At 54.3% G+C, this 13,380-nt stretch carries 13 protein-coding genes and 1 tRNA gene; 6 read left to right on the top strand and 8 right to left on the bottom strand.

Annotated features, from left to right (window positions below; translation table 11 throughout):
• Window position 1 precedes the first annotated feature (1 nt).
• Complete coding sequence (locus BM347_RS17745; protein ID WP_281247837.1) at window positions 2–268, top strand: phosphogluconate dehydrogenase C-terminal domain-containing protein; 267 nt, start codon at window positions 2–4, stop codon at window positions 266–268.
• On the opposite strand, the gene BM347_RS01780 is transcribed toward BM347_RS17745, so the two are convergent.
• The 3 genes from BM347_RS01780 to BM347_RS01770 all read right to left on the bottom strand — a co-directional run bounded on the left by BM347_RS01780 (window position 252) and on the right by BM347_RS01770 (window position 3,735).
• Window positions 252–1,844 (bottom strand): TRAP transporter large permease, encoded by a 1,593-nt coding sequence (locus BM347_RS01780; protein WP_093914701.1) that lies wholly within the window; start codon window positions 1,842–1,844, stop codon window positions 252–254. The genes BM347_RS17745 and BM347_RS01780 overlap by 17 nt on opposite strands.
• A gap of 6 nt (window positions 1,845–1,850) precedes the next feature.
• Window positions 1,851–2,654, bottom strand: a complete 804-nt coding sequence (locus BM347_RS01775) for a TRAP transporter small permease subunit (RefSeq protein ID WP_093914700.1) — start codon at window positions 2,652–2,654, stop codon at window positions 1,851–1,853.
• Between the two features lie 67 nt (window positions 2,655–2,721).
• The gene (locus tag BM347_RS01770) at window positions 2,722–3,735 is read right to left on the bottom strand and encodes a TRAP transporter substrate-binding protein (protein ID WP_093914699.1); all 1,014 of its coding nucleotides are present in this window, start codon (window positions 3,733–3,735) and stop codon (window positions 2,722–2,724) included.
• Between the two features lie 158 nt (window positions 3,736–3,893).
• On the opposite strand from BM347_RS01770, the gene BM347_RS01765 reads away from it, so the two are divergent.
• The gene (locus tag BM347_RS01765) at window positions 3,894–4,667 is read left to right on the top strand and encodes an SDR family NAD(P)-dependent oxidoreductase (RefSeq protein ID WP_217644001.1); all 774 of its coding nucleotides are present in this window, start codon (window positions 3,894–3,896) and stop codon (window positions 4,665–4,667) included.
• A 248-nt stretch (window positions 4,668–4,915) separates the two neighbouring features.
• Entirely contained in the window at window positions 4,916–5,494 is a 579-nt protein-coding gene (locus tag BM347_RS17415) for a hypothetical protein (RefSeq protein ID WP_139226437.1), read from the top strand.
• 141 nt (window positions 5,495–5,635) lie between these two features.
• Here BM347_RS17415 and BM347_RS01760 read toward each other — a convergent pair.
• A tRNA-Thr gene (locus BM347_RS01760) sits at window positions 5,636–5,711 on the bottom strand.
• A gap of 114 nt (window positions 5,712–5,825) precedes the next feature.
• On the opposite strand from BM347_RS01760, the gene BM347_RS01755 reads away from it, so the two are divergent.
• The gene (locus BM347_RS01755; protein WP_245764161.1) at window positions 5,826–6,716 is read left to right on the top strand and encodes a hypothetical protein; all 891 of its coding nucleotides are present in this window, start codon (window positions 5,826–5,828) and stop codon (window positions 6,714–6,716) included.
• A 253-nt stretch (window positions 6,717–6,969) separates the two neighbouring features.
• Here BM347_RS01755 and BM347_RS01750 read toward each other — a convergent pair whose 3' ends face one another.
• Window positions 6,970–8,346 carry a pyridoxal phosphate-dependent decarboxylase family protein gene (locus BM347_RS01750; RefSeq protein WP_093914696.1) on the bottom strand — a complete coding sequence of 459 codons (1,377 nt, stop codon included), beginning with the start codon at window positions 8,344–8,346 and terminating at the stop codon, window positions 6,970–6,972.
• A 27-nt stretch (window positions 8,347–8,373) separates the two neighbouring features.
• Here BM347_RS01750 and BM347_RS01745 point away from each other — a divergent pair, with 27 nt between their 5' ends.
• Window positions 8,374–8,742, top strand: coding sequence for an ArsR/SmtB family transcription factor (locus tag BM347_RS01745; protein ID WP_245764160.1), 369 nt, complete (start codon window positions 8,374–8,376; stop codon window positions 8,740–8,742).
• Between the two features lie 199 nt (window positions 8,743–8,941).
• Here the strand turns inward: BM347_RS01745 and BM347_RS01740 are convergent, their stop codons facing one another.
• Window positions 8,942–9,769: an SDR family NAD(P)-dependent oxidoreductase gene (locus BM347_RS01740; protein ID WP_093914695.1), complete on the bottom strand. Its 828-nt coding sequence runs from the start codon at window positions 9,767–9,769 to the stop codon at window positions 8,942–8,944.
• Window positions 9,770–10,097: 328 nt separating this feature from the next.
• On the opposite strand from BM347_RS01740, the gene BM347_RS01730 reads away from it, so the two are divergent.
• On the top strand, window positions 10,098–11,309 hold the full coding sequence (locus tag BM347_RS01730; protein ID WP_093914693.1) for a DUF4331 family protein: 1,212 nt from the start codon (window positions 10,098–10,100) through the stop codon (window positions 11,307–11,309).
• On the opposite strand, the gene BM347_RS01725 is transcribed toward BM347_RS01730, so the two are convergent.
• Window positions 11,299–12,150, bottom strand: coding sequence for an adenylate/guanylate cyclase domain-containing protein (locus tag BM347_RS01725; protein ID WP_093914692.1), 852 nt, complete (start codon window positions 12,148–12,150; stop codon window positions 11,299–11,301). The two genes, BM347_RS01730 and BM347_RS01725, sit on opposite strands and share 11 nt — an antisense overlap.
• Before the next feature lie 9 nt (window positions 12,151–12,159).
• A complete protein-coding gene (locus tag BM347_RS01720) occupies window positions 12,160–13,314 on the bottom strand; it encodes an FIST signal transduction protein (RefSeq protein WP_175498468.1) in 1,155 nt (384 codons plus the stop codon).
• Between the last annotated feature and the right edge of the window lie 66 nt (window positions 13,315–13,380).

Raw genomic sequence — 13,380 nt, 5'->3', positions numbered from 1 at the left:
TATGAACGTGCTAGGTGCGGTGATCTTCGGGCAGACCGAGGGCGTGTTTTCAGATGCGTGCAACAAGGCTATGGAATTCGGCAAGCCGGTTCTGATGCGCGACGACTGGAACCGGTTTGTGAGCCCGACGAGATCGCATCACCATCCAGCGGATCACCTGAGATGGCTCTGGATCGCACCTGCTGCCGCTTGTCCGGCGGGTCAGGTTCGTTGCGGTACCAAGCCCCCCAGAGCTGTCTCACAATTTTCGATCACAGGAAAACGCTGACTAGTCCGGGCCATGCCATCAGGATCGAAAGCGCCAGAATCTGGATCGCAATGAAGGGGAGGAACCCCCTGAAGATTGCTGTCAGAGAGATTTCCGGTGGTGCGACAGATTTCAGATAGAATGCCGCAGGACCAAAAGGCGGCGACAGGAAACTTACCTGCATGTTCATGCAAAACAGTACCCCGAACCAGATTGCAACATGGCTTGGGTCAATAGTACCGACAAAGCCCAGCTCGTCGGACGGCATGGCGAGGACGATGGGCAGAAAAACCGGCATGATCAAAAGAACGATACCCACCCAATCCATGAACATGCCCATCACCAGAAAAAACAGCATCATGACCAGTATGACGCCCATTGTCGGCAGGTCCGCGCCGACAATAAGATTGGCTACATATGTGGGGCCGCCAACAAGCGTATAGGCGGATGCAAGTGCTGCCGCGCCGACAGTCACCCAGATGACCGTTCCGGTGGATTTCATTGTGCGCATTAGAGAATCCATGACCACCTCAAAGCTCATTTCACCCCGTAGTAATGAGATCACGAAAACTGCCACGACCCCCATTGCCGCTGCTTCGGTAATACCGGTGATCCCGCCATAGATTGAGCCAAGAACAACCCCGATGACGACAATCGGGGGCACCAGCCCCTTGCCCATCTGCCAGCCGATTTTCAACCGCTCGAACCCGAATACGAAATACCCCAGGGCCAGTCCCGCTGTAAACACACCCAAAAGGATCGGCAGATCGTCCGCCATTACAAGCGCAATGGTATCGCCCCCTTCCTGCACGGCGTTGGCCCCAGTGACGGTAAAGAATAACGCGCGAGCAAACAGCAACCCGGTTACGCCTGTTGCGATCATCATTAGAAATCCCGCGAAAAGAAGGGTTTTCTCACCGGTTGGCGGGTCGTCGGGATCAGGCTCGGGCAGCGGTGCTTGGCTTGGGTCAAGTTGCGTGCACGCGACAATGTAGATGATAAAGAAACTGGCCAGCATTAACCCCGGTAGAAAAGACGCGGTGAACAAGGCTTTGATCGAGGTTTCAGTCACCAGACCATAGAAAATCAGGACAATGGACGGCGGGATCATTGTGCCAAGCGATCCACTGGCGCAGATCGTTCCGATGGCAAGGTTCTGATTGTACCCCAGTCTCAGCATCTGTGGCAGCGCGATCAACCCCAACAGAACCACCTCGCCGCCGACGATCCCCGACATCGCGGCCATGATCACGGCCATGACCGAGGTCACGATTGCGATCCCGCCCCGCGTCCGGCTCAACCAGACACTCAATGACGTATACATATCCCGGGCGATGCCACTTCGTTCAAGAAGTGCTGCCATGAATATGAATAAGGGTACGGATATGAGCACGTAATTCGTCATCTGGCGATAGATCGCCTGACCCACAACAGCCAGCGGACCTCGCCCGAAATCTCGCAATAACAGGTCTGGTCCGAATTTCATGAACAAGACGCCGACCGCAAGCGTCGCGGACGCAAAGCCAAGGGGCATGCCGACTGCTAGTAAAATGAAAAGGCCTAGCAACAGCAGCAGTGAGATCGTCCCGATGTCCATGATTTCTTATCCTTCGATGCTTTTCCGGATCGCCTCGATCTCGATTTCGTCTACGTCATCGGCTGGCGTGTGGCTTTCGGGGGCCTTGTTCCAATCAGCAACAAGGTTCGAAAGCGCCTGTATAGCAACCATCACGACGACGATCAGAATGGACGGCTTGATCGTTGCCGGGATCGGTGGATCCCATGCCGTGCCAAAGGTTTCCCACCGGAGAAACTTGGCCACCGCTTCGTTGTATCCACCCCAGATCAGGAAGAACGCAAAGGTCCAGATCAGCACCACAGAAAGAACGTCGCAGGATTTCTGAAGCCATCGCGGGAAATGATCATAGACGATATAGATACGGATGTGGCTGCGCTGCTGCATGGCGTAAACGCCGGACAGCAGAAACACGAAACCGGCGATCCACAGCGATAGCTCGTTGGCCCAGAGCGTCGGCCTCTCGAAAACATAGCGCGATACGACCTCATAGAACATGACGATGACGATGCCCGCCGTCGCCAGCATCGAAATGCGCGAGGCGACGAGGCTGACAATGTCGAAATATCCCTGTGGGTGGCTCTCGATATGTCCTTTGCTGTCCGACAGGAACACGGCGGTACTGACAAGCGACGTCAATGCAGCCAAAAGCGTGACCTGGACGATAATATTCTCGCTCGGGGCAAGCATCTCTTTCATTCCGGTGTGCTGCCCCAGAATGGAACCGATGACAGCGAGCCAGAAGGCGAGCGCAAGCGTCACCGCGAGGCTTGCGATCATAACCCATTGAACAGGCTTGCGGAAAGAACCCAACCACAGGCTTTGCGTCATGTCTGTAACCCCGCGTGAAAAGGCGGACCATCACTGGCCCGCCTGTCACATCTGTTTTGGACTCGGATCACTCGATTTTGCCGATCCGTCTCAGGAAGGTACGGTGCGCATCGACAAGTGCGCCAGCTTCGGGCGTCTTTTTGGCCCATCCATCCCATGCCCGTTGTGCGCCCGCACGAAACTCTGCCCGGTCCTCGGCCGACCAGTCATAGAGCGTGACACCCTTCTTACGAAGGTCGTTGGCGGCTTCTTCGTTGGCCAGCGCAATGCGCATGGATGTTTGCAGTGCAAGCGCTTGTGTTGCCACTTCGATGATCGCCTGAATGTCATCGGGTAGACCGTTCCATACGTCCAGATTGAATGTGACGTGGTCCACCGGCATCGAATGGAAACCGGGATAGGTCGCATGCGAGACGATGTCGTAAAGCCCAAGCCCGACATTGTTGGCAAGGCTTGATGCATCTGCGCCGTCGATGATGCCGGTTTCAAGGGACGTAAAGACCTCGGTAAAGTCGATCACGATAGGTGATGCTCCAAGTTCCGCAAAGATCTCGGTTTCAAGACCGGGAGGCGAGCGAAACTTCCAGTTCTTCAAATCTTCCGGTCCAGCCAGCGGGCTTGAGGACGACATGGCTTCCTGCCCGCCGGTCCACCACCCCACAAGGTGCATCCCGTGGTCATTGTAAAGGTCGTTTGCGGCTTCCTGGCCGCCGCCGAAGTAGAAGAAGCTGTAAAGTTCCCACGGCGTGTCATATCCGCCCATCGGATCCCCCACGAACTGGAACGCGGGGTTCTTGCCGGTCTGGTAGGCCCCGCCGTGCATTTCGCCATCGAGAATGCCGGATGCTGCAGCATCAAACCCCTCCACGGTCGCAACGACTGCCGAAGACCAGAACATCTCGATATCGACACGCCCATTCGTCATGCGTTCAACATTGTCGATGAATTCTTGCGCAAGCTGACCGGAAACGGACTCTGCCGAATATTGGGTTTGCAGGCGAAGTGTGTGTTCCTGGGCGAACGCCGGAACAGTCATCATGGCTGTAATGGCAGTTGCCGCCCCTGTGCGTAGTAGATTCATTCAATCCTCCCCATTTTTTCGTTCCTTCAAGCAAATTCCGCTTTGATCCGCGCCAAATATTGAACTTTGCTATAGCAAACTGGTAGGGTCATCATATAAGTATGTCAATAGTCTAATATATTAGTTAGGAAAATCATCCCTTGGACGAGCTATTTGATTTGTCAAAGAAAGTTGTGGTTGTTTCGGGCGGCAGCCGCGGTATCGGGCTGGCGCTAGCAGAGGCATTCGCCCTGCGAGGTGCGACCGTTGTTATCACGGGCCGTGACGCCGCGCGCCTGAATGAAGCTGCGCAGAAGGTGGCGGGCGTACAGACACAGGTATGCGATGTGACGAACGCGGATGCCGTCGCAGCCAGCGTCAAAGACCTCGGGCAAAAATTCGGGCGCATAGATACGTGGATCAACTGCGCTGGCGTGAACATCAGGAAGCCAGCGGTCGATTTCACTGCAGACGAGTTTGACGCGATTATTAGCACGAATTTGCGTGGCGCATTCCTTTCGGCCCAGGCAGTGGGGCGGCTCATGATCGACCAGAAAGGGGGGAGCATCATCAATATCGATAGCCTCTCCAGCTTCAGTTCCTTGAAGCATGTCACCCCCTACGGCATGGCAAAATCGGGCTTATCAAGCATGACGCGCGCGCTCGCCACCGAGTGGGGCCGTGATGGCGTGCGCGTAAATGGCATTGCGCCGGGGTTCATCTTGACCGATCTGACGCGCGAACTTTGGTCGGACCCAAATCTACAGAGCTGGAACAGGGCAGTGACGCCGCTAGGGCGTATGGGGGCTGTCGAGGATCTGATTGGTGCCGCGATTTTTCTGGCTTCTCCGGCATCGACCTATGTCACCGGACAGACTCTTCGCGTCGATGGAGGGATATCAGCGGGTATTGCATGGCCGATTGATGGACTCTTTGAGGTCAAAATGGCTTAGATCTGTACATGGGTTCGACCCGGTTAAGGTGATCGCGCATCATTTCAACGGCGGCGTGATGGTTTGTTGTGCGGTTTATGGAAGGGGAATTGGCTACCTTGCTTAGATTTTCTTAGAGCAATCAAGACCACACTGGCTTGACCCACTATCTATAGCGTCACCACCCTTTGAGATCGCGCGGTTTGAGAGTACACTCAACATTATAGCTCGATCACAAACATTATGAGAAATATTAAGGTTAGGTTATTATGATAGAAATCACTTTGATTATTGGCGACTCCGACCAAGGGAAATCCACTTTGGTGAGGTGCCTCACGGGAAAGTCGCGTGACATGCAAAGTCACCCGCACCAGAAAAACATCGTGTCGCTGGACTGGGTTTTGCCAAATCCACCCACCCAAACTCACGAAACACTCGTTTTGATCTCTTCCCTTAATGAGGGGGACAGAAATAACAACACAAAGAATACAACTGTTGCTATCCAGCCCGCCGACTTGGAGGGTATACTGGATATTTATGGCTCCCCTAAAATACCGCAGACAAAAGAAGAAACATTGGCAAGGGCAATTCTTTGTATTTCAAGCTCTGTTCGAGCTCCCGGCTGGACGTTAGCTGATTATCATAATGTCATGACTGCCCAAAGGTTTGCAGGTCGGTACCCTGTCACGAATGTCGTACATGTAGGTCAAGTTACCATAGGCCACGCGTTAATTTGGCCTAACCCAACGGTTCCAGGTCAAAGACTAGCCCCGATTATTGTTCCAGGTCCTTTAGTAGCAGCAAACTCCGTCGCACAGGCAGCAAGGCCTCAAATCGGGCTTGTATGACCTCAGATAGCCTCATCGGTTTTCTTTGCGTGCTAATGATGGCGTAAAAAACGATTGATCCGCAGCAATAGCCAGACATCATAAAAAACCCGCCGTCACAGAGGCTGGATGGTTGTTGCTAGTCAAAACTGGTTGTTGAAATGGTGCCCCCACACGGACTCGAACCGCGGACCTATTGATTACAAATCAATTGCTCTACCAGCTGAGCTATAGGGGCACTGGGCGTTCGTTTAGAAGATTGCTCGGGGGGGCGCAAGAGGGGAAATAGCAGATATTTTGCAGTTTTACAGATCGGCCAAGAACGGCTATTGCCTTGGTCACACGATAGAAGTTGAGCTGGATATCCATGCAGTTGGTTTTACACGCAGGTGCCCATTACACCGAAGAAGAACGTTTGCTGAAAAGCCTGCTGGCCAACAGTGAGCGCCTGACCAAAGAGGGCATCTTTGTGCCCGGCCCCAGCACCTATCGTGGGCTGTTTCGCGACACGTTGAACGCGATGTACAAATCCAGCGCCGCCGAGGGCGCGCGGGATGTGTTGCTGGATGCGGTTCTTGATGACGCCCAGGCGCAACGCGTTATCTTGTCGGACCCCAATTTTTTCCGCACACCGGCCACGGCTGTCGTCGAGGGGATGCTTTATCCCGCGGCACCGGTGCGGATGATGCGTATTGTACAGCTGTTTCCCGAGGATGAGATCGAGCTGTTTTTGGGCATTCGTAATCCCGCGACCTTGCTGCCCATTTTGCACGGCGTTTCTGCGGATAACTCCGATGCGCATTTCTGGGGCATCAAGGATCAGGCCGATGTGTGCTGGTCCGAGACATTGGAGCTGCTGCACGATGCCGCGCCAGAGATCGCGGTAACCGTTTGGTGCAATGAGGATGCGCCGATGCTTTGGGGCACCATCATGCGAGAAATCACTGGCGTCCCAAAGAACACGAGGCTCAAAAACGAGTTTGACCTGCTAGAGACTATCATGACCGTAGAGGGCATGAAACGTTTTAGGTCCTACATCGCGGCCCACCCCGACATTTCGGGCGCGCAAGAGCAAAAGGTGATTGCGGCGTTCCTGAGCAAATTCGCCATGGAAGACGCCATCGAAGAAGAGCTGGACATGCCCGGCTGGACCGATGATCTGGTCGATGAAATGACGGAAAACTATGACCGGGATGTGCTGCGTATTCAGAAGATCCCGAACGTTCGGATGATCATGCCCTAGCGGCATCATTTTTGCCTGTAATTCACGAATATACGCGTCGCGCCCATGTGCCGGGCAGTAGGTCTTGGCCCCGTGGTGCAATGCTCGCAATTATGCCGGCGTTCCTATAGGCCAAGCCATTTGCATTTCGTGTTGCAAATCGTGGCCGGTCTCCCCGTTGGCATAACGCGATGTCCAGCCAAGGCTCCCGAAGAATTCTTTGAGAGCCTTCTGCGCTTGAGGCCTGCTTTGCGAGACGAAGCTGCCTTTGAAATCACAAGAGCCAATAGTCGCTTCTAGCTTTTACCTTAGCAAGTTCAGAAAGTACCCTGTCGATATCATCTTCCGAAGTGCTCCAATTTGAAATACTCATTCTGAAGCCTTCTTGTCCTTGCCAAGACGCTGAACCAAACCATGCTTCACCTGAATCCTGAACCTCTTTAACAATCTTCTCGCAGCGCATCGGATCCTGTGAGAGCGTACAAAAAACCTGATTGAAATGAACATCGTGCGGTACAGTAAATCCCATTTCTTGCACGCCCTCGGCAAGTCGAACTGCGAGGAGATGCAAACGATCGACCAGCGTAATAACACCATCCTGACCAAGAGAAAGAAGCGCAGCATATGTCTCTGCGCCGCGCGCAGCTCGGCTGAACTCAGGCGCAAGATCCGCCGGACTGGGTTCGTTTGGCGGCAGGTAGGATGCGCCGATAGCCATGGAGGCCCGCATCGCAACGTGATGACGACATAATGCCACGCCAGAATCGTAAGGCGCATTCAGCGTCTTATGGGCATCAACGACCCAACTGTCCGCCCTTTCGAGCCCCTCAAGTGCTGCCCCTATCTTTTGGGAAACCCGTGCCCAGAGTCCAAATGCACCATCTACGTGAAGCCATGCGCCAGCGGCCTCGCATTTGGTCGCGATCTGAGCCAAAGGATCTGACGCACCGGTGCAGACATTGCCGACTTGTGCCAGAACCAAAGTCCGGTCATCAATCTGCGGCATCGCCTCTGGTTGCAAACGGCCTTGATCGTCGACGGGTACGAATTCGATGTCGTCCGACCCCAATCCGACGATGCGCAGTGACTTCAGGACTGTTGCATGTATCTCCGCACTGGCTACGACGCGTATCGGGGGTGCTCCAATCAGGCTTTTGCCTCGCCTATGGCCTTGGCGGTCCAGAAGTTCGTCACGCGCCGTTGCCAAGAGCGCGACATTCGCCATCGTTGCGCCCGTGGTAAATACGCCTTCGGTCTTGGGTGGCAGTTTCAAAAGGTCGACCATCCAACGAATTGCCACCTCCTCCATCGCCACAACAGAAGGGCCAGTTGGCGCGTCAGCAACCTGATCCCAAGCCGTAAGCATGGCGCGCGTACCACTTGCCGCAGGAAGGGAACCGCCGATTACATAACCGAAATACCGGCCAGCGGCACTAGCCACCGTGCCCGGAGCGCCAACCCGATCAATTAGATCGAGAACGTCGAGATCGGAAATGCCCCTCTTTGGTAAAGCGAAATCAAACGCTCCGAGCCCATCTGTAGATGCACGAACTGGCCGATCTGACAATGTCGTAAGGTAAGACGCACCACGACGCGCGCCTTCTTGTAAAATCGCCGCTTGGCGTTCGAGCGGGTTAGTTGATAAGGTCATGACGCACCATATTGAAAGGTTTCTATATTGACAAATGACAATATAGATGAGAAGTCAACGGTAAGGGCCTTTGCGGCGCTGGCCAGCTCGGCCAGACTGCAGATAATAATGTGGCTACTTGACCCACGGGCCCATTTTCCTGAGCAACGGGATGGTGATCTATTGGATGATGGCGTTTGTGTCGGCTTTATCACCCAAAAAGTAGGGCTGAGCCAACCGACGGTCAGTTCCCATATGAAAAAACTTACCGAAGCGGATCTCGTCACAGCAAAGCGGATTGGGAACTGGATATTCTATAAACCAAATCGGAAGGAACTAGAAAGGGTTGGGCTGCAGACAATATCGGCAGCTCGGATTAAACCCACAAAGGGAAGAGCTTTAGGTCCAAAAAATTGAGAATGCGGTCATCCGTTGGCAGCGCAGCATTCGACACTTTGGGCTCTTTCGACCCGTCCGCTGCGTTGTTCAATAATGGCTGGTTCAGAAAATCTCGCCGTTCGCTGCGGTTGCGCTAATGTCGGATTCGGCAAAACTGCGTCTCTGAGACGGGTTTGTTTCGAAAGTCACTCAATCCATCGCATAGATGTCAATACTATCAAATACCTAAAGGAACACCGCCTGTCACAGGAAGGTTCATTCCGGTGACGTAGTTTGCTTGTGGTCCTGCAAGATAGGCCACCGCATTGGCGACATCGACGGGCAACCCAGCGTCTCTCAAAGCTACATTCGCGTATCGCTGCTTCTTAATCTCGGCGACAGAAAGGTCACGTTCTTTTGCGAGGCGATTGTTGGCGGCAGTATGCATGTCCGTCGCGATGTAACCAGGGCAGACGGTGTTGCACAGAATGCCGTCAGGTCCGAACTCTGCGGCAAGTGTTTTGGAAAATCCGACCAGGCCGTGCTTCATAGTCGTGTATGCCCCAAAACCCGGCTCCGCTCCAAGGCTGCCCGTAGATCCGATATTGATAATTCGCCCACCCCCGATTTGGCGCATGTGAGGTATAACCGCCTGCGACAGCATCATAGGACCCAATAGATTTACACAGAAACTTGCGCTCCACTGCTCAGGGGTTGTCGATAGGAAATTATTGGACCCAGCCAACGATCCAGCATTATTGACGAGAATATCTAAGCGCCCAAATTGCGCCAGCGCCTGTTTTATCCCAGCTTCAATGCTCTCAGCGCCCGTAACGTCCAAAATGAGAGAAATCGCCATCCCATCAGAGCTAACAATCTCCGCGATAGTGTTCTGTAGCAATTCCGAACGCGACACTGTCTTGCCGCCCACATCCATCTGACCGTCAATGTCCGTGACAACTACCGCTGCACCATCTTGCGCAAGCCGCAGAGCGATAGCGCGACCAATGCCGTGCGGCGCAGATGCGCCGGTAACCAATGCGACTTTTCCTTTTAGCGGATGCATATCAGAACCCTTCAATTGGGATTTCAATCTAACAAGAGCTACATGATTGACCAATGACAGCAAGGTCGAAAGACCAAGACCTGATCTATTGCGAAGTCCTCAAAAATGTCAGCGGGATCGTAGAGAGCTTTGGCTCAGGCACGATAGCCGACATTCATGCGTTTCGCAGGAGCGGTAACATTGGGCTCGAAACTGACATTGCGCCTCGAGGCTCTGAAACGCTTAACGGCACCACGAAATGCAAAGGGCTAGCCTATAGGCAGGTCGCCTTATTTTTGCTAAGTTTCCATCACTTTTTTGATGATAATCACAAGAGACGGATAGCCCAATGAAACTTAGTAACTTTCCTATCAAACGAATTATTTTAGCCTCGGCTTTGGCCGCTTTCTACAGCACTGCGCAGGCGTCAGACCACCGCGATTCACCCTATACACTGAAACACCCAAGGGCCGATATCGGTGATGTTTTCCTGTTTCATGGAACCCAGACCGGGGGGCTGGCCATGGCGATGACATTGAACCCGCTGTCCGGTTCCGGGACCGAAGGCACCCTGCCCTCAGACAAGATCACCCTGTCACCAGAGCTGGTTTACATATTTAACTTTGACACCGATAACGACGCCAGGGCCGATGTCGCCTATAAAATCAAGGCAGGCGAAGCCACCGATGGCCAGAAACAACATCTTGAATTGCGCCGGGCCATCGGTGCTGAGGCACGCGATAACCAGTGGACAGGGATCGTGCGTGGCCAGGGCGAAACCACCGTGCTGAACCAGCCGTTGAAGGTGGTACATGGCAAAATGGACGAGCTGCTGTTCGTAGGACCGCGCCGCGATCCGTTTTTCTTTGACTTTCTGGAAGTGGATGCCCCCGTGGCGCTGGCGATCACCCAGGCGCTGGCGGGCGGCGACCACCTTCCTGCGGCAGGATCGTCCGACTTGGCGTTTGGACGGACGGACATGACATTGATCGTGTTGGAGGTGCCGGATATGGGCAAAGAGCCCGTGAATTTCTGGGTAACGGTGGCGGAAAAATCCGGAAAAACCGTTGACCGGATGGGCCGCGCGGGCATTCAGGGCATTTATCTGGTTGATGCGCCCACGGGGTATAATCCAGAATATTACACCCCGCGAAATGCCGCGAAATATCCAACGGTTGGCGATCTAAATGACGCCTACAACGCCTCGGCCCCGCACGAGGACCGGCCCAACTATTCGGAACAATTCACCTATCGGTTTCGACAGCTTGAGGTCAGCCAAGACACGCTGTCCAAGAAGGTTGATTTCTATCTGCCCGACATGATCCACTGGGACCCAAAAGCAAAGCCCGGCTACCCCAACGGGCGCAACCTGCGCGAAGACGCGATTTTCTGGACGCTGCAAGACCTGAACCCCTTTTTGCAGCAGGGCGATGGTACCGATCTACCCAGTATCGGCACGCAAAGAATGAGCGACCGCTTTCCCTATGTCGCCCCCTCGATCAACCAAGAGTTCAAGCCGGGTAGTCAACTCGAACCGGTTCACCCGATCTTTATGAAGTAAGCAACCGATACACTTGCAAGATGCCTTTGCCCTTTGCCTCGATATCGCCACGCTCGGCCACCCTTTCGCGGGGTTTGACCAGCGCGGCGGTGTCTGCTGACAGTAAAACGGTATTCTCATCGCAGGCACTGACCATACGTGCAGCGGTATTCACCGTATCCCCCCAGATATCAAAACTGGGGGTTTTGGTGCCCACCACGCCGCTCGAAATCGGGCCGGTATGGATGCCGATCCGCAAACCCCAGCCCGCGACTTCGTCCTGCGCAGTCCGGTCCAGGTTATGCTGAACATAGGCCATGATTTCCGTTGCGGCAGCACAGGTGGCGGCGACATGATCAAGGTGCCCTGCCCCGTTCAAATCCCCCGCCACCGTCATATAAGCATCCCCGATGGTTTTGACCTTTTCAACGCCATGCTTGGCCACGATTTCGTCGAACGCACCATAGTAGCGATCCAGCATCCGCACCAAAGCGACCGGATTCATCTGCTGGGTGCTTTTGGTGAAATCGACAAAATCCGTGAACATCACTGTCGCCGAAGAAATATGGCGCGGGCGTACCTTACCGGTGGCCTTTAGCTCTTCGGCGATGGCTTCGGGCATGATGGACCGCAGCAGCTGTTCGGTACGTTCCTTTTCTGCCTCGAGCGACGCGTATAGCTGTTCGATCTGGGATTTCTGATCTTCGATATCCGCAATCACACGGCGTTGAAACGCATGCGAAGCATCCATCAAATCCTCAAGCTCCACGCGGCGCAAGTCGGATTTTTGAAGCCGCTTTTCCAATCGCCGCAACTGCTTTTCAGGGTCCGAACCTTTTCGGTCAGAAGTCTCCGATGCCATAAACGTTGATTAAACCGCAGGTGCGGCCCCCAACAAAACAGCGAGAAACGCGTTGGTATGCTGTTCTGCTTTGCCCTGATTGCCTGCCGGTCCGATCTCGCCGTAGGTATAGAAACCAGCGGTCGGGAATGCGCCGCCAATGATCGCCTCAAAGCTTTCGTATTCCTCTTTGGTGCGCGACCCCAAAGCGGCACGCCGCCCCGCGCAAGAGAAAAACAGCGCAGCATCCGGGCTTTGCTTGGGAAAGCCTTTGAACGCATTCTCAACCGCAGTTCTGGACGCCGCAATGATTTCATCGCGCGAGGCCGTGGCAAGCTGCACCTCTTTATTCTCTTCGATGGGGTTCACAAAAGTTACCGCCCCGGTGTCCTCGTGAAACGCCTGAGGCGAGGAAAGCAGGAAATCGTCGCGCTCGGAGCTATAGACCGCCAAAGGGAAATGCACCGATTGGCCCGCGACATAATCACGGTAAAGGTCGATTGCCGGACTGCCGTCAATTTCATAAATGGTTGAACCTTTGGCCTTTGTGACCTTGTGCCGGTTCCCAAGCGGGACATAGCCCGTTGCTGCGCCGCAGGAATAAACCAGCGGCCCCGACATGATCAACACGACGACAGAATCCGACGCCACTTCGGTGTTGCACAGTTGCTTGGTCCCCTGAAACCGCATCTGGTCACCCGACGCGCCGCCGACCACGGGAAAATCTTCGCCCAAAGCGTCGCGCAGGCCGCCAACAATATCGCTGATGTTCGGGCCGATTCCTTCGGGCATGGCCACGCAAAGCGCTGGATCCTTATCAGTTTTCGACTTTGCATCCGCCACCGCGGCCGCGGTCGCCTTTTTCGGATCGGCCGATGCGCCGTGGCCGATGCCAACGGTAAAATCGATTGTGTCGGACCCGAACAGGGTAATCACGACGCTGTCTTCGATAAATCCGCCCGGTCCTGCGACTTCGCCGTCCGTCGTGCAGCCAGCCAGCTCAACCCCCGGCAAGGCCTTGGCAAAGGTGTCAACCAAGGCCTGCGCATCTACGTCAATCCCGACAAAGGCAAGCGCCGCCTTGGGGGCCACCCCGTTCATTCCAGCCATCGCAATCTCAAGCGCCTCTTCGACGGCCTCGACTGTATTGCTCTCCTCGCTCGCGCCAGTTGCAATCTTTAACATATTCATTCTCTCCCCAGATGAATTGTTTATGATGTATATATAATCTTTAATTAGCCATATTAACCC

Source organism: Sulfitobacter marinus, assembly GCF_900116285.1.
Classification (GTDB): domain Bacteria; phylum Pseudomonadota; class Alphaproteobacteria; order Rhodobacterales; family Rhodobacteraceae; genus Sulfitobacter; species Sulfitobacter marinus.
The sequence above is the reverse complement of the archived record's forward strand: the minus strand, read 5'-3'. Positions and strand labels throughout refer to the sequence as shown.